This window comes from Gemmobacter nanjingensis (assembly GCF_014652195.1).
GTDB lineage: Bacteria > Pseudomonadota > Alphaproteobacteria > Rhodobacterales > Rhodobacteraceae > Gemmobacter > Gemmobacter caeni.
This window is the reverse complement of record NZ_BMYI01000009.1, coordinates 69,348-93,177: the sequence shown is the minus strand read 5'-3', so window position 1 is coordinate 93,177 and position 23,830 is coordinate 69,348. Positions and strand designations below refer to the sequence as shown.

The 23,830-nt window shown below is 64.4% G+C and carries 21 protein-coding genes; 11 read left to right on the top strand and 10 right to left on the bottom strand.

Annotated elements, in window-relative coordinates:
- Window positions 1-8: 8 nt before the first annotated feature.
- Window positions 9-1,880: a calcium-binding protein gene (locus IE126_RS14955; RefSeq protein WP_189381471.1), complete on the bottom strand. Its 1,872-nt coding sequence runs from the start codon at window positions 1,878-1,880 to the stop codon at window positions 9-11.
- 259 nt (window positions 1,881-2,139) lie between these two features.
- On the opposite strand from IE126_RS14955, the gene rimP reads away from it, so the two are divergent.
- Genes rimP through infB form a run of 4 tightly spaced genes read left to right on the top strand, consistent with a single transcriptional unit; the run spans window position 2,140 to window position 7,662 of the window.
- Window positions 2,140-2,751 carry a ribosome maturation factor RimP gene (gene rimP / locus IE126_RS14950; RefSeq protein ID WP_189381470.1) on the top strand — a complete coding sequence of 204 codons (612 nt, stop codon included), beginning with the start codon at window positions 2,140-2,142 and terminating at the stop codon, window positions 2,749-2,751.
- A gap of 17 nt (window positions 2,752-2,768) precedes the next feature.
- Entirely contained in the window at window positions 2,769-4,385 is a 1,617-nt protein-coding gene (gene nusA, locus IE126_RS14945; protein WP_054301362.1) for a transcription termination factor NusA, read from the top strand.
- Window positions 4,386-4,399: 14 nt separating this feature from the next.
- Window positions 4,400-5,047, top strand: coding sequence for an RNA-binding protein (locus IE126_RS14940; RefSeq protein WP_189381469.1), 648 nt, complete (start codon window positions 4,400-4,402; stop codon window positions 5,045-5,047).
- A complete protein-coding gene (gene infB, locus IE126_RS14935; protein WP_108128695.1) occupies window positions 5,044-7,662 on the top strand; it encodes a translation initiation factor IF-2 in 2,619 nt (872 codons plus the stop codon). The genes IE126_RS14940 and infB overlap by 4 nt, the downstream gene beginning before the upstream one ends.
- Window positions 7,663-7,728: 66 nt before the next feature.
- Here the strand turns inward: infB and IE126_RS14930 are convergent, their stop codons facing one another.
- The 4 genes from IE126_RS14930 to IE126_RS14915 form a co-directional block, all read right to left on the bottom strand.
- Window positions 7,729-7,866 (bottom strand): hypothetical protein, encoded by a 138-nt coding sequence (locus IE126_RS14930; protein ID WP_054301359.1) that lies wholly within the window; start codon window positions 7,864-7,866, stop codon window positions 7,729-7,731.
- A gap of 108 nt (window positions 7,867-7,974) precedes the next feature.
- On the bottom strand, window positions 7,975-8,373 hold the full coding sequence (gene mutT, locus IE126_RS14925) for an 8-oxo-dGTP diphosphatase MutT (RefSeq protein ID WP_054301358.1): 399 nt from the start codon (window positions 8,371-8,373) through the stop codon (window positions 7,975-7,977).
- An 81-nt stretch (window positions 8,374-8,454) separates the two neighbouring features.
- Entirely contained in the window at window positions 8,455-9,852 is a 1,398-nt protein-coding gene (gene argJ, locus IE126_RS14920; RefSeq protein ID WP_189381468.1) for a bifunctional glutamate N-acetyltransferase/amino-acid acetyltransferase ArgJ, read from the bottom strand.
- Between the two features lie 19 nt (window positions 9,853-9,871).
- A complete protein-coding gene (locus IE126_RS14915; RefSeq protein WP_189381467.1) occupies window positions 9,872-10,717 on the bottom strand; it encodes a peptidylprolyl isomerase in 846 nt (281 codons plus the stop codon).
- 189 nt (window positions 10,718-10,906) lie between these two features.
- Here IE126_RS14915 and secA point away from each other — a divergent pair, with 189 nt between their 5' ends.
- The 3 genes from secA to IE126_RS14900 all read left to right on the top strand — a co-directional run bounded on the left by secA (window position 10,907) and on the right by IE126_RS14900 (window position 16,225).
- Window positions 10,907-13,618 (top strand): preprotein translocase subunit SecA, encoded by a 2,712-nt coding sequence (gene secA / locus IE126_RS14910; protein WP_054301355.1) that lies wholly within the window; start codon window positions 10,907-10,909, stop codon window positions 13,616-13,618.
- Between the two features lie 103 nt (window positions 13,619-13,721).
- On the top strand, window positions 13,722-14,687 hold the full coding sequence (locus IE126_RS14905; protein ID WP_189381466.1) for a hypothetical protein: 966 nt from the start codon (window positions 13,722-13,724) through the stop codon (window positions 14,685-14,687).
- 14 nt (window positions 14,688-14,701) lie between these two features.
- On the top strand, window positions 14,702-16,225 hold the full coding sequence (locus IE126_RS14900; protein ID WP_189381465.1) for a phosphate ABC transporter substrate-binding/OmpA family protein: 1,524 nt from the start codon (window positions 14,702-14,704) through the stop codon (window positions 16,223-16,225).
- Here the strand turns inward: IE126_RS14900 and radC are convergent.
- Complete coding sequence (gene radC / locus IE126_RS14895; protein WP_054301352.1) at window positions 16,197-16,967, bottom strand: RadC family protein; 771 nt, start codon at window positions 16,965-16,967, stop codon at window positions 16,197-16,199. The genes IE126_RS14900 and radC overlap by 29 nt on opposite strands.
- A gap of 100 nt (window positions 16,968-17,067) precedes the next feature.
- Here radC and IE126_RS14890 point away from each other — a divergent pair, with 100 nt between their 5' ends.
- Window positions 17,068-18,081 carry a C45 family autoproteolytic acyltransferase/hydolase gene (locus IE126_RS14890; RefSeq protein WP_189381464.1) on the top strand — a complete coding sequence of 338 codons (1,014 nt, stop codon included), beginning with the start codon at window positions 17,068-17,070 and terminating at the stop codon, window positions 18,079-18,081.
- A 6-nt stretch (window positions 18,082-18,087) separates the two neighbouring features.
- On the opposite strand, the gene IE126_RS14885 is transcribed toward IE126_RS14890, so the two are convergent.
- The 3 genes from IE126_RS14885 to IE126_RS14875 all read right to left on the bottom strand — a co-directional run bounded on the left by IE126_RS14885 (window position 18,088) and on the right by IE126_RS14875 (window position 20,644).
- Window positions 18,088-19,542, bottom strand: a complete 1,455-nt coding sequence (locus tag IE126_RS14885) for a multicopper oxidase family protein (RefSeq protein WP_189381463.1) — start codon at window positions 19,540-19,542, stop codon at window positions 18,088-18,090.
- Window positions 19,543-19,580: 38 nt separating this feature from the next.
- Entirely contained in the window at window positions 19,581-19,859 is a 279-nt protein-coding gene (locus IE126_RS14880; RefSeq protein ID WP_189381462.1) for a hypothetical protein, read from the bottom strand.
- A 146-nt stretch (window positions 19,860-20,005) separates the two neighbouring features.
- A complete protein-coding gene (locus IE126_RS14875) occupies window positions 20,006-20,644 on the bottom strand; it encodes an SGNH/GDSL hydrolase family protein (protein ID WP_189381461.1) in 639 nt (212 codons plus the stop codon).
- 113 nt (window positions 20,645-20,757) lie between these two features.
- On the opposite strand from IE126_RS14875, the gene IE126_RS14870 reads away from it, so the two are divergent.
- The 3 genes from IE126_RS14870 to IE126_RS14860 are packed head-to-tail and all read left to right on the top strand — an operon-like array spanning window position 20,758 to window position 22,517.
- Window positions 20,758-21,666: a thioredoxin family protein gene (locus IE126_RS14870; protein ID WP_189381460.1), complete on the top strand. Its 909-nt coding sequence runs from the start codon at window positions 20,758-20,760 to the stop codon at window positions 21,664-21,666.
- A gap of 27 nt (window positions 21,667-21,693) precedes the next feature.
- Window positions 21,694-22,338: an LON peptidase substrate-binding domain-containing protein gene (locus tag IE126_RS14865; RefSeq protein ID WP_189381530.1), complete on the top strand. Its 645-nt coding sequence runs from the start codon at window positions 21,694-21,696 to the stop codon at window positions 22,336-22,338.
- The gene (locus tag IE126_RS14860) at window positions 22,335-22,517 is read left to right on the top strand and encodes a Trm112 family protein (protein ID WP_054301347.1); all 183 of its coding nucleotides are present in this window, start codon (window positions 22,335-22,337) and stop codon (window positions 22,515-22,517) included. The genes IE126_RS14865 and IE126_RS14860 overlap by 4 nt, the downstream gene beginning before the upstream one ends.
- A 3-nt stretch (window positions 22,518-22,520) precedes the next feature.
- Here the strand turns inward: IE126_RS14860 and IE126_RS14855 are convergent, their stop codons facing one another.
- Window positions 22,521-23,747 carry a UbiH/UbiF/VisC/COQ6 family ubiquinone biosynthesis hydroxylase gene (locus IE126_RS14855; RefSeq protein ID WP_189381528.1) on the bottom strand — a complete coding sequence of 409 codons (1,227 nt, stop codon included), beginning with the start codon at window positions 23,745-23,747 and terminating at the stop codon, window positions 22,521-22,523.
- Window positions 23,748-23,830 lie beyond the last annotated feature (83 nt).

The window sequence follows — 23,830 nt, the reverse complement described above, 5'->3', positions numbered from 1 at the left end:
CGGATTCCTCAGAACATGAAGTTTCCCGCATCCTGCAACTGGCCCAGTGAAAGGCCGGTCACGACGATATGGATTGCCCCCATGTCGATGCGGGTTTCGGTAGCGCCGAGGCTGGTGAAGGTCAGGTCCGTCAGGGAATCCGCTCCCCCGATCTGGATGCGGTCCGCCCCGGCGGTGAAGCCTTCGATCCGGTCGGTGCCGCTGCCGGCACCGAATACGAAGACATCATTGCCGCCACCGCCCAGCAGCGTGTCATTGCCCGCCCCGCCGATGAGCGTGTCATTCCCCAGACCGCCGGTCAGCCGGTTTGCCAGCTCGTTCCCCTCAATCCGGTCCGCGCCTGCGGAACCCTGCACATTCTCGAACCCGGTCACGGCCAGATAGCCCTTGCCCGCGCCGTCGATGTTGCCGTTCTTCGCGGCGGGATTCTGCCAGGCGCCGAGGTTGTTCAGCGTGATCACCACGCCTTTTGAGAACTGGCTCAGATCCAGGGTGTCGACACCCTGACCACCGGACAGCAGCAACCCGTTGGCCGGGTCTTGCGCCTGCACGATCACCCTGTCGTCACCCCCGCCCAGCCGCAGCGTACCGACGCCGCCCTTGGCCAGCGTCACGGTGTCATTGCCTTCGCCGGTGCTGAGGCTGTCCACCCAGCCCGCGCCGGTGCGCACCACATCATTGCCGCCGCCGGTCGTTACCGACCCGGCTCCGCCCGCGCCGAGGCTGATGGTGTCGGCGCCGTCGCCGGTGGCGATATGATCCACCCAACCGGCTGCGGTTTTCACCTTGTTGATGCCGTTACCCAGAGAAAGCGTGTTCACCTGCGCAGTGCCGGACAAGGTGACGGTATCGTTGCCCTCATAGCTCTGGATCGCGCCGATCCAGCCGCCCTTGAGGATGAACTTGTTGTTGCCGCCTCCCGCCGCGATCTGGTTGATGTTGCCCGAGGTCACGGTGAAACTGTCGTTGCCGTCATAGGCGATGACCGAGTTCACCTGCTCCCCGCTCATGCGGAAGCTGTTGTTGCCGTCTCCGAGATCGGCCTGGTTGACACGACCGTTTCCGGTGATCGTCAAAGTGTCCTTGTTGGAGCCGAGCGAAACCTGCTCGACCCTGCCCGCGACGCTCACCTTGTCGATGCCGCCGGAGAAGCCAATGCTGCGCACTTCGCCGCCTGCGCCGATGGTGACTGTATTTGTGCCGGAGAAGCTGGTGATCGCGCCGACAAACCCGCCGCTGACGACAACCTTGCTGGTGCCCGATCCCAGGCTGACGCTGTCGACCCCGCCCTTCAGTTCGAAGGTGTTGTTGCCGTTGGAACGGATGGAGCCGACATAGCCCGAGCCACCGATGAAGGTGTTGTTGCCCTCGTCGAAGTCGATGAATCCGACATAGCCGCTGCCGCCGGTCACGGTGTCATTCCCCTGGCTCAGCATCAGCGTCTGAACCGCGCCGTCGCCCAGCGTCACTTTGCTTTGTCGCGCGTCATAAAGCTCGACATGTTTGGTCTGCTGCGACCCCAGCGACAGGGTGACATTCGAATCCGCGCCACCGCTCAGGTAACGGATGCGGGTGTCGTGCAGTGTGATGTTCACATTTCCGTCCGAGGGCAGCTGCACAAGATCCAGCCGCCGCCCGACAACACCGTCATTCGCATCGGTGATCGTCAGCGACAAAGGGGTGCCCGGCGCGGAACTGTCAAAGGAAAGGCGCCGGATGGTCCAGGGCTGGCCGGACAGTTTCAGCGACAGGCTGTCGGATGTGCCGGTCGATTCGTTGTTGATGTAGACGGAGCTGATCTGGCGCTCATCCCAGTTGAAACTGAAGCCGAAGGCAGAGAACGCAGTTGCCCCGTTGAGGGTGATCATGCGCTTGGACATGGGAAACTCCGTAAAGAAAATGGAACCAGAGGCTTGGGGTCTTGCAGGCGGCAGAAATACGGCGCCGCAGCGGCCTCAGGCTATCAGTGCCGTGCCCGGCCCACAATCGGCTTGAGGGGGCCTCTGGCATTCCGCCTTGCTTTCCGGGGCGGAACGGCCTATATGGCTCTCAACAGCGGCGCTGACGGGTCCAAACCGTCGGCCCATCGAAAGATGTAAACGGGCCGCTCGAGCCCGTTTTTTGCTTTTTGGAACCCGGATGACCGATCTCATCGCCAAGACCGCCATCGACCGCCGACTGGCCGACATTGTCGGCCCGGTCATCGAAGGGCTGGGATTCGAACTGGTGCGCATCCGCCTGATGGGCGGCAAGACGCGGACCCTGCAAATCATGGTGGACCGCCCGGATGGCGGGATCGAGGTGGACGAATGTGCCGCCGTCTCCACCGCCGTTTCGGCCCTGCTGGACGTGGAAGACCCGATCGAGGACAATTATGTGCTTGAGGTCTCGTCCCCCGGCATCGACCGCCCGCTGACCCGCCTGAAGGACTTCGACATGTGGGTCGATTACGAGGCGCGGCTGGAAACGACCGAGTTGATTGATGGCCGTCGTCGCTTCAAGGGTGTGCTGCAAGGCACTGAAGGCGACGAGGTACTGATCGAGATCGAGGAAGGCGGCGAGACGCTGACCATCGGGCTGCAATTCGACTGGCTGTCGGATGCCAAGCTTCTGCTGACCGACGAACTGATCGCCGAGGTTCTGCGCCAGCGCAAGGAAGCCGGCGTCATCGACGAATCGAAGTTCGACGAGATCGAAGAAACCGAAGGGGATGAGGACGAAGACCTCGAAACCCCCGCGACGAAACACTGACAGGCCAAGAGGACATCATGGCGATTACGTCTGCGAACCAGCTGGAGCTTCTGCAAACCGCCGAGGCGGTGGCGCGCGAAAAGATGATCGACCCGGATCTGGTGATTCAGGCGATGGAGGAATCCCTCGCCCGTGCCGCCAAATCGCGTTACGGCGCCGAACTGGACATCCGCGTCAAGATCGACCGCAAGACGGGCCGCGCCACCTTTGCCCGCATCCGCACCGTGGTGCCGGACGAGGAATACGAGAATCACCACGCCCAGCTGACCGTCAAGCAGGCCAAAACCTATCTGAAAGACCCGCAGGTCGGGGACGAGGTGATCGACGAGGTTCCGCCCGTGGATCTGGGCCGTATTGCCGCGCAAAGCGCCAAGCAGGTTATCCTGCAGAAGGTGCGCGAGGCCGAGCGTGACCGTCAGTATGATGAATTCAAGGATCGCAAGGGCACCATCATCAACGGTGTGGTGAAGCGCGAGGAATATGGCAACCTGATCGTTGATATTGGCCGGGGCGAAGGCATCCTGCGCCGGAACGAGAAGATCGGCCGCGAAAGCTATCGCCCGAATGACCGTATCCGCTGCTACGTCAAGGATGTGCGCCGCGAGACCCGTGGGCCGCAGGTCTTCCTGTCGCGCACCGATCCGCAGTTCATGGCGGAACTGTTCAAGATGGAAGTGCCGGAAATCTATGATGGCATCATCGAGATCAAGGCCGTCGCCCGTGACCCGGGTTCGCGCGCCAAGATCGCCGTGATCAGCTATGACAACTCCATTGACCCTGTGGGTGCCTGCGTCGGTATGCGCGGCAGCCGTGTGCAGGCCGTGGTGAATGAGCTTCAGGGCGAAAAGATCGACATCATCCCGTGGAACGGCGATACCGCCACCTTCCTCGTGAACGCGCTGCAACCCGCCGAGGTCAGCAAGGTCGTGTTCGACGAAGAGGCAGGCAAGATCGAGGTCGTGGTGCCGGACGAACAGCTTTCGCTGGCCATCGGTCGCCGCGGTCAGAACGTGCGTCTGGCCTCGCAGCTGACCGGGCTGGACATCGACATCATGACTGAGGCCGAGGAATCGGCGCGTCGTCAGGCCGAATTCGCCGAGCGTACGAAACTCTTCATGGATACCCTTGATATCGACGAGATGATGGCCCAGCTTCTGGTGGCGGAAGGCTTCACCAATCTGGAAGAAGTGGCCTATGTCGATCAGGACGAGCTTCTGTCCATCGACGGTTTCGATGAAGGCACCGCCGAGGAACTGCAAGCCCGCGCCCGCGACTACATCGAGGAACAGAATCGCAAGGCCATCGAGAATGCCCGCGCACTGGGCGTCGATGACAGCCTGTTCAACTTCGAGGGGCTGACACCCCAGATGATCGAGGCGCTGGCGAAGGACGGCATCAAGACGCTGGAAGATTTCGCCACCTGCGCCGACTGGGAACTGGCTGGCGGCTGGACGACCGAAAACGGTCAGCGCAAGAAAGATGACGGCGTGCTTGAGAAGTTCGAGGTCTCGCTGGAAGAAGCGCAGACCCTGATCATGACGGCGCGCGTCATGCTGGGCTGGGTCGACCCGACCGAACTGGCAGCGGCCGAGGCTGAAGACGAAGAGGGCGACGCCGAGGAGGCCGAGGCCTGAGCCTCGGGTTTCCCATGACGCGCGGCGGCCGCAAGGACGACAGGGACGGCCCGGAACGGCGATGCATCGTTTCGGGTGACTCCGGGCCGACGGCCGGGTTGATCCGTTTCGTCGCGGGGCCGGATGGCGACGTGGTGCCCGATCTGCTGGGCAAGCTGCCGGGCCGGGGCTTCTGGGTGACTTCCACCCGCGAGGCGCTGGACCGTGCGGCGGCAAAGGGCCTGTTCTCGCGTGCGGCGCGGACCAGGGTTACGCCGCCCCCGGCGCTGGCGGACCTCATCGAGGCGATCCTGGCGAAGCGCGTGGTCGAACTGTTGAGCCTCGCCCGCAAGGCGGGGCTGGCGGTGACCGGGTACGAGAAGGTGAAGGGCTGGCTTGTGGATGGCACGGCGACCGTGCTGATCCAGGCCAGTGACGGGTCGGAACGGGGCAAATCGAAGCTCCGCCCGCCCGCGAAGACGGGGCTGTTCATCGGCTGCCTGACCGGACAGGAAATCGGTTTGGCTTTTGGCCGCGAAAGTGCCATACACGGCGCGCTTGCGGCTGGTGGACTCAGCGACCGTGTTGTAGAGGAAGCGGCAAGGCTGGCAGGGCTCCGGGGTGGAGTCGCAGGCCAGCATGACGGCGGCGAGACCGCCGGAGAGGATACGAAGACGGTATGAGCGATACGGACGGTAAAAAACCCCTCGGGCTTGGTGGCGGCGCTGGCAAGCGCCCGGGTCAGGTGAAGCAGAGCTTCAGCCACGGCCGGACCAACACCGTGGTGGTGGAGACCAAGCGCAAGCGCGTGGTGGTGCCGAAGCCCGGCACCGCAGGCGGTGCCGCAGGTGGCGGCTCGGCCTCGCATCTGGGCGATCCGTCGAAGCGCCCCGCCGGGATCTCCGACGCCGAGATGGAACGGCGCCTGGCTGCGCTGCGCGCCGCCAAGGCCCGTGAGGCCGAGGATACCGCGCGCCGCGCCGAGGAAGAGCGTCAGCGCGAGGAAGATCGTCAGCGCCGCCGCGAGGAAATCGAGGCGAAGGAGCGCGAAGAGCGCGAGCGCGAAGCGGCCATCAAGGCCCGTCAGGAAGAAGAAGAGCGTCAGGCGCGTGCCGAGGCGGAGGCCAAGGCTGCCGCTGCCGCGCAGCGCAAGGCTGATATTCTTGGCACCAAGTCGCGTGCGCAGATCCAGCGCGAGCAGGAAGAAGCGCGTGCCGCTGCCGAAGCCGCCAAGCCTGCCGCGAAATCGCGTGAGGCCGCCCCGGCTGCCCCTGCGACCGAGGAAGAAGCACGCGGCGCTGCCAAACAGCCCGCAACGACTGTCAGCCCGCGCAAGACTGACCGCGAACGCGAAGAGCGTGATCGGGACCGTGGTGCCAAGGGCAAGGGCGATGATGGCCGCCGTTCCGGCAAGCTGACCCTGACTGCCGCGCTGGATGGCGAGGGTGGGCGCACCCGCTCGCTCGCCGCGATGAAGCGCAAGCAGGAAAAGGCCCGCAACAAGGCCATGGGATTCGGTCAGAAGGCCGAAAAGCAGGCCCGCGACGTGCAGCTGCCTGAAACCATCGTTGTCAGCGAACTGGCCAACCGGATGGCGGAACGCGCCGCCGACGTGGTCAAGGCGCTGATGAAGATGGGCATGATGGTCAACATGAACCAGACCATCGACGCCGATACCGCCGAAATCATCATCGAGGATTTCGGTCATCGCGCCGTGCGCGTGTCGGATTCCGATGTGGAACAGGTCATCGACACCGTCGAAGACAAGGCCGAGGATCTGGAATCGCGTCCGCCGATCGTGACCATCATGGGTCACGTCGACCACGGCAAAACCTCGCTGCTGGATGCGATCCGCAAGGCCAACGTCGTGTCGGGCGAGGCCGGTGGCATCACCCAGCACATCGGTGCCTATCAGGTGAAAACGCCGAATGGTTCGCTGGTCTCGTTCCTCGATACGCCCGGTCACGCGGCCTTCACCTCGATGCGTGCCCGTGGCGCGCAGGTGACGGATATCGTGATCCTGGTGGTCGCGGCCGATGACGCCGTGATGCCGCAGACGATTGAAGCTATCGCCCACGCCAAGGCGGCGAAGGTGCCGATGATCGTCGCGATCAACAAATGCGACAAGCCGGATGCCAACCCGCAGAAGGTGCGCACCGACCTGCTTCAGCACGAAGTGGTGGTCGAGGCGATGTCGGGCGACGTGCAGGATGTCGAGGTTTCTGCCAAGACCGGCAAGGGCCTGAATGACCTGCTGGAAGCCATCGCTCTGCAGGCGGAGATCCTTGAACTGAAGGCCAACCCGAATCGCCCCGCCATGGGCGCGGTGATCGAGGCAAAGCTGGATGTCGGTCGCGGCCCGGTTGCCACCGTTCTGGTGCAGAACGGCACGCTGAAACGCGGCGACATCTTCGTCGTGGGCGAGAAGTGGGGCAAGGTTCGTGCGCTGATCAACGACAAGGGCGAAACCGTCACCGAAGCCGGACCGTCGGTTCCGGTCGAGGTGCTGGGCCTGAACGGCACGCCCGAAGCCGGTGACGTGCTGAACGTGGTGTCGACCGAGGCGCAGGCGCGCGAGATCGCGGATTACCGCGAACAGGCCGCCAAGGACAAACGCGCTGCTGCCGGTGCCGCGACCACGCTGGAACAGCTCATGGCGAAGGCGAAGGCCGATGCCGATGTGGCGGAACTGCCGGTGCTGGTGAAAGCCGATGTGCAAGGTTCTGCCGAGGCCATCGTTCAGGCGCTGGAAAAGATCGGCAACGACGAGGTGCGCGTGCGCGTGCTGCACTATGGTGTGGGTGCGATCACCGATACCGATGTGGGTCTGGCCGAAGCCTCGAACGCGCCGATCATCGGCTTCAACGTCCGGGCGAATGCGACCGCGCGCAACGCGGCGCAGCAGAAGGGCGTGGAAATCCGCTACTACTCGATCATCTATGACCTGATCGACGACATCAAGTCGGCGGCCTCGGGGCTGCTGAAGGCCGAAGTGCGCGAAAACTTCATCGGTTACGCGCAGATCAAGGAAGTCTTCCGCATCACCGGCGCGGGCAATGTGGCGGGTTGTATCGTCACCGAGGGCGTTGCGCGCCGTTCGGCTGGTGTGCGCCTGCTGCGCGACAACGTGGTCATCCACGAAGGCACGCTCAAAACGCTCAAGCGCTTCAAGGACGAGGTCAAGGAAGTGCAGTCCGGTCAGGAATGTGGCATGGCCTTCGAACGCTACGAGGATATCCGGGCGGGCGATGTCATCGAGATATTCGAACGCGAGGAAGTGCAGCGCTCGCTGGCCTGAGGTCAGTGGCGCGCAAAGCAAAAGGCCGGGCAAACTGCCCGGCCTTTTGCTTTTTCATCGGTTGTCTCAGTTGCGCGCACCGGACACCGGATAGCCAACGAAGGTCTTGTCATCGACCCGCACCATCAGCTTTCCGTCCTGCGTCGAGCCGACCACAATTCCCTGCACGGATACACACGAACCCAAGGCGATCGTTCTCAGCATCTCTCCCCCCAAATTCAGCCAGAACGGGTAAAGAATACGGGGGAAGTGGTTAACCCGCTACTAAGAAAATTTCACAAAAGAGGCAAAATTCTCGTTGCCTGCAAAAAATTAAAGCCAGTCGCGCAAGATCGGGATGAGTGGAATATCGGCGGGCGGCATCGGGTAATCCTTCAGTGCCTGTGCCCGCACCCAGGCGATTCGCTGCCCTTCGCGGCCGGTGGGAATGCCTTCCCAGCGCCGGCAGGCGAAAAGCGGCATCAGCAGGTGGAAATCCTCATAGGCGTGGCTGGCGAAGGTCAGCGGCGCGAGGCAGCTTTTCCAGGTGTCGATGCCCAGCTCTTCCTTCAACTCGCGGATCAGGCAGGCCTCGGGTGATTCGCCGGATTCAACTTTGCCGCCCGGAAACTCCCACAGCCCGGCCAGAGATTTGCCCTCGGGGCGTTGCGCCAGCAGCACGCGACCGTCAGCGTCAATCAGCGCCACGGCGGCGACGAGAAGAATCTTCATGGCAGATGTTCCGCTTCTGGCAGGTGCCGGGGGACTTCGCGTCCCCCGGACCCCCTGTGGGATATTTATGAACAGATGAAATCAGGAGCGGTAATCCGCGTTGATCTCGATGTAACGGCTGGTCAGGTCGCAGGTCCAGATCGAGCGTTTGGCGCGGCCCATCCCCAGATCGACACCGATCACCAGTTCCGAACGGCGGAAATAGGCGGCGCCATCTTCCTCACAGTAGTCGGGGTTGCGCCAGCCTTTTTCGGCGACAATCAGATCGCCGAAGGTGATACGCAGCTTGTCGCGGTCTGCTGCAGCGCCGGATTTGCCGATAGCGGCGACGATACGACCCCAGTTCGGATCTTGTCCGGCCAGCGCGGTCTTGACCAGCGGGCTGTCGGCGATGGACTTGCCGATGCGAAGCGCATCTTCGGCCGAGGCGGCGCCGGTGACCCGGATTTCCACAAATTTTGTGGCGCCTTCACCATCCTTCACAACCTGATGCGCCAGATCCATCATCACACTGCGCAGCGCGGCCTCGAAGGCGTTGGCGACGGGTCCGGTGGCCTTGACCTCTGCCGCTGCGCTCTGGCCGGTGGCGCAGAGGAGCAGCGTGTCCGAAGTGGAGGTGTCGCTGTCGACGGTGATCGAGTTGAAGGTCTCGTCCACATTCCGCGACAGCATCTTTTTCAGGTTGGCGGCACTGATCTTCGCATCGGTGAAGATATAGACCAGCATCGTCGCCATATCCGGCGCGATCATGCCCGACCCCTTGGCGATGCCCGAGATATGAATCGGACCACCTTCGCCTTCGATCACGGCGCTGGCCCCCTTGGGGAAGGTGTCGGTGGTCATGATGGCTTCGGCAGCCGACTGGATCGCCTCTTCCGTCAGGCCCTCGACCAGCGCGGGCATGACGGCGGTGATTTTCTCGAAGGGCAGGGGTTCACCGATCACGCCGGTGGAGGAGGAAAACACCCGGCTGGCGGGCAGCCCCAGTGCCGCGGCGGCGCTGCCGGTGACCTCGGCCACCGCCTCGTCCCCGATCTTGCCGGTGAAGGCATTGGAATTGCCCGAGTTCACCACGATGGCGGCGCCGGCATCGGCCGGCACCTTCATCGCCAGTTTCTCCTGGCAGTCACGCACGCAGCCCGAGCGGGTGGAGGAGCGGGTGAACACCCCGGCCACGGTGGTGCCTGGGCACAGGCTGACCAGCATCACGTCGCGGCGGTTCTGATACTTGATCCCGGCGCCGACTGCGGAAAAGGCCGCACCCTTGATGACCGGCAGCACCGGGAAGGCCGCAGGGGCCAGCGGCGACACCGGCTTGGCAGCCTTCTTCACCGCAGCGACCGCAGCTTCGGCCAAATCCTCGGCGCGGTCTTTGGCGGTTTCTGCCGCCTCTTCCAGTTGCGCCGTGAGGGTGGCGACCTTCTTCTTCAGCTTCTTCTTGAGGGCCTTGGCTTCGGCCTTCCAGTCGGTCTTGCTCATGGCGCAACTCCGGCAGAGATTACTTGTCCAACAAGCTCTCGTCTTTCAGGACGGCCGGGTCAATCCCTTCGCCCGGTTTCTCGACCTTCGCATCCTTCTCCAGCGCGGCGAGGTGATCGGTGATCGCGGTTTTCTCGATCTCGGCTGCAAGCTCGTCGCGCACATCGTCCAGCGCGGGCGCGGCGGAAGGACGCGTTTCGACCAGCTTGATCAGGTGCCAGCCGAAATCGGTTTTCACCGGACCGACCAATTCACCCGGCTTCATCGCCACAACTGCATCCTCGAAGGGTTTGACCATCATACCGGGGCCGAACCAGCCCAGATCCCCGCCATTGGCTGCGGTGCCGTCGGTGCCGTGGGTCTTGGCCGCATCGGCGAAATCGACGCCGCCCTCGATCTGTGCCTTGATTTCCTTGGCCTTCTCCTCGCTGTCCACGAGGATATGCGCGGCGTGATATTCGGTGCCGGGCTTGAAGTCCTTGTATTTGGCGTCATAGGCGGCTTGCAGTGCGGCATCGGTCACGGCCGCTGTCACCACCTGTTGCAGCGCGATGGCCGAGATCTGGCCGCGGCGTTCATTTTCCAGCGTGATCTGGTCGCGCTTCGACAGATTCTTTTCCACCGATTGTGCCAGAAGCGTCTGTTGCACAAGCTGATCAAGGATGCCTTTGAACAGCACGTCATCGGGCAGCGCCTGATATTGCGGCGGCAGCGAGGCGCGCATGGCGATCATCTGCCCCAGCGTCACCGGGGTGCCGTTCACATCGGCCACAACGGTTTCGGCCGTGGGGTCGGCAGCGAGGGCCGGGGCGGCAAGGGCCACCGTCAGCGCAAACGCCCCAAGGATCGTTGTTATTTTCGCCATATCACCGTCTCCTGATCGGGGCGCGTGCCGCGCCACGTTGACTTGGCGCTTCCGCCCCCTTACATCCGCGAAGGTCGCGCGAGACGGGGCACCTTCCGCGCCTTTCCGGGTTCTTCTATGAAAGCTGGGTGAGGCGGGCAAGGCCCCCGTCTCGCACGTTTCTGTCAGCAACCGGACACCGGAGAAAACATGCTTGGTCTCGGAACGCTCGCGCGGAAGGTTTTTGGCACGCCCAATGACCGCAAGGTCAAATCGGTTCGCCCGATGGTCGCCAGGATCAACGCGCTGGAGCCGGAGTTTCAGGCGCTGAGCGACGAGGATCTGATCGCGCGCACCCGCGCCCTTCAGGACCGCGTGCAGAACAAGGGCGAAAGCCTTGACAGCATCCTGCCCGAAGCCTTCGCCAACTGCCGTGAAGGCGCGCGCCGCGCGCTGGGCCTCCGGGCCTTCGACGTGCAGCTGAAGGCAGGGATCTTCCTGCATCAGGGCAATATCGCCGAGATGAAGACCGGCGAGGGCAAGACGCTGATGGCGACTTTCCCGGCCTATCTGAACGCGCTGGCGGGCAAGGGCGTGCATGTCGTCACGGTGAACGACTATCTGGCCAAGCGCGACTCTGAATGGATGGGCAAGGTCTTTGCCCAGCTTGGCCTGACCTGCGGCGTGGTCTACCCCTATCAGCCCGAGGCCGAGAAACACGCGGCCTATCGCGCCGACATCACCTATGCGACGAACAACGAGCTGGGCTTTGATTACCTTCGTGACAACATGAAGGGCAGCATCGATGAGATGATGCAGCGCGGCCATTTCTTCGCCATCGTGGACGAGGTCGACTCGATCCTCATCGACGAAGCGCGCACGCCGCTGATCATTTCAGGCCCGAGCCAGGACCGCAGCGACCTCTACACCCGCGTCGATGCGCTGATGCCCGAACTGACTGAGGCGCATTTCAAGCTGGACGAAAAAGGCCGCAACGCGACCTATACCGAAGAGGGTAACGAGTTCATCGAAAGCCGTCTGCGCCAGTCCGGTTTGCTGCCCGAAGGCCAGACGCTTTACGACCCCGAAAGCACGTCTCTGGTGCATCACATCAACCAGGCCCTGCGCGCCCACAAGCTGTTCCACCGTGATCAGAATTACATCGTGCGCGACGGCGAGGTGGTGCTGATCGACGAATTTACCGGCCGGATGATGCGGGGCCGCCGCCTGTCGGACGGGCTGCATCAGGCCATCGAAGCCAAAGAAGCGGTGCAGATCCAGCCCGAGAACGTGACGCTCGCTTCCGTGACCTTCCAGAATTACTTCCGTCTCTACAACAAGCTGTCGGGAATGACCGGCACCGCCCAGACCGAGGCGGAAGAATTCATGGAAATCTACAAGCTTGGTGTGGTCGAAGTGCCGACCAACCGTCCGGTCGCGCGGAAGGACGAACACGATCAGGTCTATCGCACCGCGCGCGAGAAATACGAAGGTGTGGTCAAGGCCATCGGCGAGGCGCATGAAAAGGGCCAGCCGATCCTTGTCGGTACTACCTCGATTGAGAAATCGGAATTCCTGTCCGACCTGCTGAAACAGGCCGGTGTGCCACATAATGTGCTGAACGCGCGGCAGCACGAACAGGAAGCGCAGATCGTGGCGGATGCAGGGCGCTTCGGCGCGGTGACCATCGCCACCAACATGGCCGGGCGCGGTACTGATATCCAGCTGGGTGGCAATGTCGAAATGAAGGTGATGCAGGCCATCACCGCCGACCCGCATCTGCACCCGGACGAAGTGCGCGCCAAGGTCGAGGCGGAACATGCCGCAGAAAAGCAGAAGGTGATCGAGGCGGGCGGCCTGTTCGTTCTGGGCACCGAACGCCATGAAAGCCGCCGCATCGACAACCAGTTGCGCGGCCGTTCGGGCCGTCAGGGCGACCCCGGCCGCTCGGTCTTCTTCCTGTCACTGGAAGACGATCTGATGCGGATTTTCGGCTCGGAACGGCTGGACAGCGTGCTGTCGAAACTGGGGATGAAGGAAGGCGAGGCCATCGTTCACCCCTGGGTCAACAAGTCGCTGGAACGCGCGCAGGCAAAGGTCGAGGGCCGCAACTTCGATGTCCGCAAGCAGCTGCTGAAGTTCGACGACGTGATGAACGACCAGCGCAAGGTGATCTTCGGTCAGCGGCTGGAGATCATGCAGGCCGAGGATCTGTCGGAAATCGCGCAGGACATGCGCTATCAGGTCATCGACGATCTGGTCGAACAGTTCATGCCGGCGAAGACCTATCCTGAACAGTGGAACACGACCGGCCTTTATGCGGCGCTGCTGGAAAAGATGGCGCTGGACGTTCAGGTGATCGACTGGGCGAAGGAAGAGGGCGTCGACCAGGATGTGATCCGCGAACGGCTGGAGAAAGCCTCGGATGCCATGATGGCCGAGAAGCTGGAAAGCTTCGGGCCGGAAACCATGCGCAACATCGAAAAGCAGCTTCTGTTGCAAACCATCGACGGCAAGTGGCGCGAACACCTGCTGCGGCTGGAACATCTGCGCTCGGTCGTGGGCTTCCGTGGCTATGCCCAGCGTGACCCGCTGTCGGAATACAAGACCGAGGCTTTTGCCCTGTTTGAAACCATGCTGGACGGGCTGCGTCAGGATGTGACTCAGAAGCTCGCTCTGATCCGGCCGGTGACGCAGGAAGAACAGCAGCAGATGATGGCGCAATATCTGGCGCAGCAGCAGGCCGCGCAGGACGCCGCCGACGCGGCGGCGGCTTCGGGTAGCCATGAGGCGGTGGAACATATCGCAGCGGCTGGCTTTGACGAGGCCGACCCCTCGACCTGGGGCAACCCGTCGCGCAATGACCCATGCCCCTGCGGTTCGGGTGAGAAGTTCAAGCATTGCCACGGTCGCCTCGTCTGAGGCGGCCCACCGGCGCGCTGCTGGAAACATTCCCCGCTTTCGCCACGGAATGGCCCGGTTTCCTGACTAGTCCTGACCGGGACAAAAACTCGGGAGCCTTCCGATGGACATGAAACGTCGAATCGCACTTGCCGCCGCGCTGCTGGCTGTCGGGCTGGGCGCTGGTCATTTCGTGCAGAACCGTGCTGCGGAAGAGAAACTGGCCGCGCAACGGGAGGCCGCCGTGAAGGTGAAATCGACCAGCGTGGTGCCGCTGGCTGCCGAATCCGACCCGGCCCCGATCATCCTGACGCGGCCCGCTGCCGAGGTGCCCGCTGCGCCGATGCTGACGCCACAGCCGGACAGCACCCCCGCGAAGATTGCGCCACCCGCCATGCCGCAGGATACTGCCCCGACACAGGCCGAGGCCTGCCCCGTGACGCTGGATCTCGCGGCCAAGGACCATGCCATGCTGGGCCTGACCCTGCTGGCCCCCTGCCAGCCGGACGCGCGCGTTGTCATCAAACAGGGCGGGCTGGCCGTCACCGGAAAGACATCAGCCACCGGGGCGCTGTTTCTTGATCTGCCCGCGATGACGACGGATGGCACCGTGACAGTCAAGCTGGCGGATGGCACCCGGGTCGAGGCAACCCGCCCGATGCCCGAGGTCGCGGGGCTGCGCCGGTTCGCGGTGCAATGGCTCGATGCCGATGCGTTCCAGTTGCAGGCGTTTGAAAACGGGGCCGATTATGGCCAGCCCGGCCATGTTTCGGCCAATGCGCCGCACACGCCGGTGCCGGGCAAACCGCTGACCGGCGGGTTCCTGTCCCTTCTGGGGGACGATTCGGTCGATCTGCCGATGCTGGCCGAGGTTTACACCTTCCCGGCCAACGGGATGCCGGATGTGGTGGTTGAGGCCGTTGTTACCGATGCGACCTGCGGACGCGAACTGCTGGGCGAAACTGTGGCGTCGGTCGGCGGACAAAGCGACAGCTCTGAACTGACACTGGCCATGCCGGACTGCGCAGCGAAGGGCGATATTCTGGTATTGAAAAACCTCGTGTCCGGGACGAAACTCGCCACAAGGTAACTTGAAGGCCCGATATGCGTTTGATGCTTTGGTGCGCGGCGGTTTTCGCCGCGCTCTCGTTTTGCGGACAGGCGGCACAGGCGCAGGATGTCACCCTGACCGCGCGCGACGGGTCTTTGTCGATCGACGGCACGCTGATGGGCTTCGACGGTGAGTTTTACCGGGTCGAAACCCGGTTCGGCATGCTGACGGTGGATGGCGAAGGCGTGATCTGTGACGGACCGGGTTGCCCCGACCTGACCGCAACACTTGCTGTTCTGCGCATCACCGGGGCCGAGGCGCCGGGCAAGGCGCTTTTGCCGCCGCTGCTGGCCGCTTATGCGAAAACGCGCGGGCTGGCTCTGAAGCTGGAACCGCAGGACGCCGGTTTCATCGCGGCTTTGTCGGAAACCGGAACCGATCAGGTGCTTGCGCGCATCACCTTCATCCCGTCCTCGCCGGAGGAGGCGCGGGCGGCACTGTTGTCCGGCGCGGCAGAGCTTGCGGTTTCGGCAACCGCCGATAAGGGTTTCGGCGCACGGGCCATGGCGCTGGATGCGCTGGTCCCGATTGTCGCGCGCGACAACCGGCTGCCCCGGATCTCGACCCCCGATCTGGCGCAGGCGCTGTCGGGCGAAATTCGCAACTGGCAGGCGCTGGGCGGGCCTGACATGCCGCTGGCGCTGCATGCGCTGGCAAACGATACGTCGGTGCAGCAGGCTTTGGTGGCGCGTCTGGGGCGTGATGTGCCTGCGGTCGTGATCCATGACACGCCCGAGGCACTGGCCGAGGCAGTGGCGCGTGACCCCTGGGCGCTGGCGATCACCGGGCAGGCGCAGCGCGGCGCCGCACGGGCATTGCCGCTGACCGACAGCTGCGGCTTTCCGCTGCTGGCGGACCGGGCACTGGTGAAGGCGGGGGATTATCCTCTGACCTTTGCCATCAGCCTCCTGACGCCGCGCCGCCGCCTGCCGCTGTTCGCACGGGAGTTTCTGGATTTCCTCGACCATCCGGCAGCCGAAACTGCCGTGGCCGGGGCTGGATATATCGACCGCGCCCCGGAAAGCGTGCCGCTGACTGCGGACGGGCTGCGCCTGCTGAACGCGATCAAGGGGGCAGGGGGTGATGTGCCGCTGGCCGAGCTGAAACGTCTGGCCGATGCCATGGCGGGCGCCAGCCGGTCGTCGCTGACCTTCCGGTTCGAGGATGGGTCCGCGACGCTGGATGCGCGCTCGCGCGAAAACCTGCGCCTGCTGGCGCGCCTGATCGAGGTTGATGCCTTTCGTGGAAACAGGCTGATCCTCGCGGGATTCTCTGATGGTTCGGGCGATGGCGCGGCCAATATGCGGCTGTCGGAAAGCCGGGCCATCGGTGTGCTGACCGCGCTGTCTGCGACATTGCCGGGCGGCACCGATCCTGCACGCCTGCCAGAGGTCGAAGCGTTTGGCGAGGCGCTGCCCATGGCCTGCGACACCACGGCCGCCGGGCGCCGCGCCAACCGGCGGGTGGAGGTCTGGTTGCGCCCGGTGTTCACAGATAGCCCTGAGACCGGAAACTGAGCTCCCGCTCTTTCCCGATGATCAGATGATCGTGCAAAACAAGGCCCAGCACCTCGGCCGCGTCGCGGATCTGCATGGTCATTTGTATGTCTGAATCCGAGGGTGTCGGGTCGCCGGAAGGGTGATTGTGCACCAGAATCAGTGCGCTGGCATTCAGTTCCAGCGCCCGTTTCACCACTTCGCGGGGGTAGACCGGCACATGATCCACCGTGCCGCGTGCCTGCTCCTCATCCGCGATCAGCACATTCTTGCGATCCAGAAACAGGATACGGAATTGCTCGGTTTCCCGATGCGCCATGGTGGTGTGACAATAATCCAGCAGCGCGTCCCAGCTTGACAGCACCGGCCGGTGCATCACCTTCGCCCGCGCCATCCGCTGCGCCGCCGCCTCAACGATCTTCAATTCCTGCACCACCGCCTCTCCCACCCCTTTCACTGCCAGAAGACGCGGCACCGGGGCGGCAATCACGCGGTTGAAATCGCCGAAGGTTTCCATCAGCAGCCGGGCCAGCGGCTTCACATCCTGCCGGGGGATGGCACGAAACAGCAGAAGTTCCAGCAATTCGTAATCCGGCAGGGCGGTGGCGCCGCCCTCCATGAACCGTGCGCGCAGGCGTTTGCGGTGGTCGGCAATATACGAGGGCAAGCGCCCCGGCAGGGCCGCACCTGTCGCCTCATCCTCGTCGCCTGACGGGGCGAAAAGGGGCAGGGGAGCTTCGGCGAAGGCGCGTGATCTGGTCATGCCGCCAGCTTGCGCCCCGACTCGTAAACGGGCGGTTAACCGCAGCAGGGCTTGTCATCCGCCAGTCCTCCGGCTTCGATGGCAGAAAACAGGAGGCAGCATGACACTCGGTCAACTGAAAGCCCAAGGCACCCCGCGCGAGATCGGGCGGGCGCTGGGTATGGCGGGGCGGGCGGCAGTGCTGACCCATCTGCGCGGCAACCCCTTCTGGCGCGAGGTGGTCGATCCGGTACACGCAGGCCGCCGCGCCCGGATGGCGGAAACCGTGCGCAACTGCTTTCCGGCGATCTGGGCTGAGATCGAGGGGCTGGCCGAAGGGCTGGACCTGTCTTTCGCCGAGGTTTTCTCCTGGCAGTGCCGGGGGGACATCCTCGCCGCGCTGCCGCCGTTTGCTGAAGCCGAGGGCTGCACCTCGGTCCTGCGCCCCGGCACCCCGGCGGTTATGGCGCATAACGAAGACGGCTACCCCAGCCTGCGCGGCCAGTGTTTTCTGGCTGATCTGGCGCCAGAGGGTGCGCCGCAGTTCGTCAGCTTCTGCTATCCGGGGTCCATTCCAGGCCATACTTTCGCGATGACCGACGCGGGGCTGGGGATGACGGTCAACAACATCCGCCTGCAAGGGGTGGAGCCAACGGTTCCGCGCATGGTGCTGGGCCGGGCGATCCTCGCCTGCCGTTCGGCGGCCGAGGCGTTGGCGGTGCTGGAAGGCGCGAACTCCGGCGGTTTCCACATCGGGCTGGGCGAGGCCGCCAGCGGGCGGCTCTGGTCGGTGGAATATGGCGGCGGTGCAATGTCGGCGCAGGAGGTGACGGCGCCCGTCGCCCATGCCAATCATGCGCTGCACCATCCAGGCGGGCTGGCATCGCAATATATCACCCGGTCTTCCGCAGACCGGCAGGCGCGGGCTGAGGCTTTGCTGGCTGGCGATCCGCTGGCGGTGCTGGCCGATGCCGCCGGGCCGGGCCTGCCGATCCGCCGCAGCGACCCGCGCGACCCGGATGAGGAGAACACGCTGGCCACGGTGGTGATGCGGCTTGACGGTGGCGGGATCGGCTGGCGGGTTTATGACGATCCCGCGCAGCCGCCGACCCACGCAGGGTGGATCGGCGGCTGAGGCGGCTCAGGCGGAGACCGCGAGTTCCGTCATCATTCCGGTCGCCAGATGGCCCATGTGGTGACAATGCAGCATCCAGGGCGCGACCTCACCCGCGTCAAAGGCGATGGTCACGCTGCCCATGGCGGGCACATGCACCGTATCGCGCAGCGCACCCGCGAAACGGGTGCCGTTGACCTCGACCACCTGAAACACATGGCCATGCAGATGCATCGGATGTGCCATCATCGACATGTTATGGAACATCAGTTCCACCCTCTCGCCGTTTTTCGCGGCGACCGGGGTCCGGTTGTCCCATGTCCGGTCATTGATCGTCCAGACATAGGGCTGCATCGCGCCGCCCAGCATGACCATCTGCCGGTTCTGCACCGGGCGCTCGGGGAGCGAGGTCACGGCACGCAAGGCCAATTCCTGCCGCATGTCGCCGGAAACCGGCGGATGCGCCTCGTCGGAAAGCGTGGCCATCCGGGGGATTGCGGCGCCCTTCGGGGCCAGAACGATGCCGGTGCGTTCGCGCGCGCCTTCGCGCAGGGCGAGTATGGGCAGTGCGGCACCATCGGCGGGCAGGTTGATCTCGATATCCAGCCGCTGTGCCGGGGCGATGGAAAAGCGGTCGCCGGGAAGAGGCTGCACCGGCTCGCCATCCACCGCGACCAGCCGGGCCGGGGTGCCGGTATCCACCCAGAAAGCGGTCATCGAGGCACCGTTGATGACCCGCAGCCGGATGCGCCCGCCCGGTTCGACGGCGATGACCTCTGGGTCGTCCAGCGTGCGGTCATTGGCCAGATAGGCGTCGAAGTTGAAATCGTTGAGGTCCATGGCCATACCGCTCATCTCGCCCATGGTCCCCATGCTGCCGTGCCCCATGGCGGAGTGATCCATGCCAGCCGGCGCGCCGTGGTTCATGCTGCCATGATCCATCGCCATGCCGCCGGTCACCTCGGCCAGCACCTCTTCCGGCGGCCGGAAGGCGAAGTCGTGCAGGAACATCACCACCTCTTGCCGGTCGGCGCGCAGATCCTCGGCGCTGCGCAGGATCAGCGGTGCGGCCAGAAGACCGATTTCCTGCTCCGGCAGATGGCTGTGCATCCAGAAGGTGCCGGGGCGGGGCGCATAATCATAACCACGGGTCTCGCCCGGTTTCAGCATCGGGTTGGTGTTGGGCACGCCATCCTGCGCATTCGGGGGGATCTGGCCGTGCCAGTGGATGATCGTCTCGACCGGCAGCGCATTGGTCAGATCGACGCGAAAGCGTTGATCGGTGTCGAGCGTCAGGCCAAGGCGGCCCTGGGCATTCAACAGCCCCATGACGGTGGCCGCGCGACCGCCAACCTCGATTACGCGGGTGGTGGCGGTCAGCGACAGCGGGGCGGTGGCGGCACGCAGCCGGGCGGGCACTGCAAGCGAAGCGGCCATGGCCGCAGAGGCGGCCATGAAGCCGCGGCGGGAAAATCGGGTCATCTTGATCTCCGGTCAAAAGTGGGACTTTGGGACAGGAGTCAAGGGCGTGGTGGCTTGCCTTCCGGTTCGGGGCCGGTGGAGGCCGCAAGGGCAAGAACCGGCGCCGGTTCGAACGGCACGACACGCTGCACCAGGCCAGGCGGCGCGAAGGCTTCGGTCATCACCGTCTGGCCCAGACAATGCTGGCGACAGGTTTCATTCATCCTGTCAGCGGTCATGCTGTGGCAATCGGGGGTGGTCATGGCCTGCGCCCTCTGCGGCTGTGGCATCGCATTGGCGATGGACACCGCGCCGGGCGACAGGCCGACGGCCGCCATGAAGACGGCCATAGCAAGCAAGCGAAACAAAATGGCCCTGAGTTCCATGGTTGCAATCTAGTGCGGTGGCACGACACTGTCAGATGAAATTTCCGGCACCGGACAAGGTTACTGCCAAGAGGTTACCCGTCGCATCGGGCGAGGCCTCACATGAGCGCCGCCACCCTTTCGGCTACCGCCGCGCCCAGAACCGCATGGGCCTCTGCCTCGAAATGCACGCCATCGACCGGGCTGACGCTGATCACCTCCCCTGCGTCCAGAAAGGCTGCCCCGCGAGAAGTGGCGAGGGCGCGGTAAAGTGGGGACAGGGCCAGGGATTTGGCGCGGGCACCCCAGAAATCCGGGGCAAGGACGCCGGTTTCCAGCACCGGCGGCGGGCAGATCAGCAGCACCCGGAAGCCGCCGTGCCGGGTCTGCATCTCGACCCCGAGTGCAAGGTCCAGAAGCCCGGCAATGCCGCCCATTACCGTTTCGGGGCTGGCGCCGAAACGGGTTTTCACGTCATTGGTGCCCAGCATGATGGTCAGCACATCCAGCGGCCCGTGGCTTTGCAGCGCCTGCCGCAGCGCCGGATGACCGTTCATCAGCCCGTCCATACAAGGGTCGTCGAATTGCGCGGTGCGGCCGGGCAGGCCTTCCTCCACCAGCTCCCACCCCGGCCCCAGCGCGGCAAGCGCCCGGCGCGGCCAGCGGATATCCGGGCCGAAGCGATGATAGCTCACGCGGTCGGTCATCGGGGGTGAACCGTGGGTATTGCTGTCGCCGAAGGTCATCAGAACGGGCATGGCACTCTCCGCTTTTCCGGCAGGCTAGTGCCGGACGCAGGAAATGCAATTCCCCTTGGCCTTTTGCGGCACTGCGCCCATATAGGGGCAAAGCTGCAAGACACGAGGACGCGATGTTCGGACTGGATTCCCAAAAGACCGCCCCCGCCGGGGCCGATCTGATCAAGGATTCGTCGGAAGCCACCTTCATGGCCGATGTGATCGACACAAGCCGCGAAGTGCCGGTGATCGTCGATTTCTGGGCGCCGTGGTGCGGCCCATGCAAACAGCTTGGCCCCGCGCTTGAGGCGGCTGTGAGCGCGGCCAAAGGCCGCGTCAAGATGGTCAAGATCAATGTCGATGAAAACCAGATGATCGCTGGGCAATTGCGTATCCAGTCGATCCCGACGGTTTATGCCTTCTGGCAGGGCCAGCCGGTCGATGGCTTTCAGGGCGCGCTGCCGGGGTCGGAGCTGACCAAGTTTATCGAGCGCGTTGCCGCCATGGCAGGTGACGGCGGTCTGGGCGAGGCGCTGGAGATGGCGGAACAATCGCTGACCGATGGCGATGCCGTCGGTGCGGCCGAAATCTTTGCCGCGATTCTGGGCGAGGAGCCGGAGAATGCGGCCGCCTATGGCGGGTTGATCCGTGCGCATATGGCGGCGGGCAATATCGAACAGGCCGAGGCATTTCTTGCAGGTGTGCCCGCGAAGATCGCCCACGCCAAGGAGGTCGAGGCGGCTCGGGCGCAGATCGAGCTTGCCAAGCAGGCTGCCAATGCGGGCCCGGAGGCGGAGCTGCGCGCGGCGGTCGAGGCCAATCCCGACAATCATCAGGCGCGCTTTGATCTGGCGGTGGCGCTGAATGCCTCGGGCAAGGTGGACGAGGCGGTGGACGAGTTGCTGGACCTGTTCCGCCGGGACCGCGAATGGAATGACGGTGCCGCGCGTGCCCAGCTTTTCACCATCTTCGACGCGCTGAAGCCGCAAGACCCCATCGTGCTGAAGGGGCGGCGCAAACTTTCGTCGATGATATTTGCCTGACCTGCCGCGCGGCCTAGTTTGATGGCCATGATCAAAGCTGCCGACCTGCCCGACCTGATCCCGGTCTTTCCGCTGCCGGGCGCGCTGCTTCTGCCGCGGGCCCGTTTGCCGCTGCATATCTTCGAGCCGCGTTATCTGGCGATGCTGACCGATTGCATGAAGACCGAACAGCGGTTGATCGGGATGGTCCAGCCCCGCGAGGTGCCGGGGGCCGGGGCACCGCGTCTGCATGCCATCGGCTGCGCTGGTCGCCTGACCGGGTTTTCCGAAACCGAGGACGGACGCTATATGATCACCCTTTCGGGGGTGTCGCGCTTCCGCCTGCGGGAAGAGGTGCAGGGTTTTCAGCCTTATCGCCGCTGGGCGGTGGACTGGGCGCCTTTCGCCCGCGATCTTGGTGCGGCGGAAACCGATCCGGGTTTTGACCGCGACGGCTTTCTGGATCTGCTGGCGCGGTATTTCCAAAGTCAGGGCCTGTCTTCCGACTGGGGCAGCCTGAAGGAGGCCGAGGCCGAATTGCTGGTCAATTCGCTGTCGATGCTGTGTCCGTTCGAGCCGGCGGACAAGCAGGCGCTGCTGGAGGCCCCCTCGCTGCCCACGCGACGCGAAACGCTGGTGACGTTGATGGAAATCGCCCTGCGCGGCGGCACGGAAGGAGAGCGTCTGCAATGACCGATCAGAACACCCCCGAACGGCGGATGCTGGAGGCGCTGGTCTGCCCGATGTCGCAGGCGCAACTGACCTGGGATGCCGAGCGGCAGGAACTGATATCCAAGGCCGCGCGGCTGGCGTTTCCTGTGCGCGACGGCATCCCGATCATGCTGGTCTCGGAAGCCCGCGCGCTGGACTGATCCTCAGATCGGCTTCCCGTCCAGGAGTTTTGGCAGATCGCCTGTCAGCCCCGCCGCCTGCCGCATGAAACCGCGCCGCAGGCCGGGCAGGGCGTTCACCGCGCCAAGCCCCAGATCGCGCCCCAGCCGCAGAAGTGGATTGCTGTTGGAAAACAGCCGGTTGACCGTATCCATGCCAAGCGCCAGCGTCGTGGAATCGAACCGCCGCCAGCGTTGATAGGCGTCGAGCGTCGTCAGGCTGCCAAAATCCTCGCCCCGCCGATGCGCCTCGATCACCACCTGCGCCAGCGCGGCCACATCGCGCAGGCCGAGGTTCAGCCCCTGACCGGCAATCGGATGCACGCCATGCGCGGCATCGCCCACCAATGCCACGCGCGGCGCGATGAAGCTGGTGGCCAGCGTCAGGTTCAGCGGATAGGTGAAGCGGGCGCCCGCCAGTGCGATCTCGCCCAGAAAATCGCCGAAGCGCGGGCGCAGCGCGGTCAGATAGCCTTCATCGTCCAGTGCCTGTATGGCGCGTGCGGTGGCGTCGGTCTCGCTCCAGACGATGCTGGAATGGTGGCCGCCCGCCAAGGGCAGGATGGCCAGCGGGCCGGAGGGCATGAAGAACTGATGCGCCACCCCTTCATGCGGCTTTTCATGCCGGATCGCGGTGACAAGCGCGGTCTGCCCATAGCCCCAGCCTGTGCGCCGGATCCCGGCGCGGGCGCAGGTGCCTGATTGCCGCCCGTCGCAACCCGCCAGCAGCCGTGCGCTCAGCCGCTGACCCGAGGCGAGTGTGACAGTAATGCCCTGTGCCCACGCCTCCTGTGCGGTGACGGTTTCACCCGACAGCAACGTGATGCGGGGTTCGTCCCGCATGGCTTCCAGGAAGGCCGCATAAAGATGCCGGTCCTCGACCATGAAGCCCATCGGGCCTTCCTCAAGCTCGGCCGAATCGAATCCCAGCACCCAGGGCGCGGCGCCTTGCCCCGCCTCGCCATCACTGGCCCTGATCTTGAGGATCGGCTGGCTTTGCGCGATGCGCGGCCAGACGCCGGTTGCCATCAGCAGGCGTTTCGACGCCAGCGCCAGCGCATAGGCGCGGCCGTCGAACCCGGCTTCGGCCCGCGCGGGGGCGGGGCGACTGTCCACCACGGTGACACGCAGCCCGCCGCGGGCCAGTGCAAGGGCCAGCGCGGGGCCGTTCAGCCCGCCGCCCGCGATCAGAATATCGGTATCCGGCATCATGCGCCCAATATGGCGCGCCAAGCGGGATTGTCCATGCGCCGTTGCGTCGCTAGCCTGCGCCAAACAGCGGAGTTTGCGGCGAT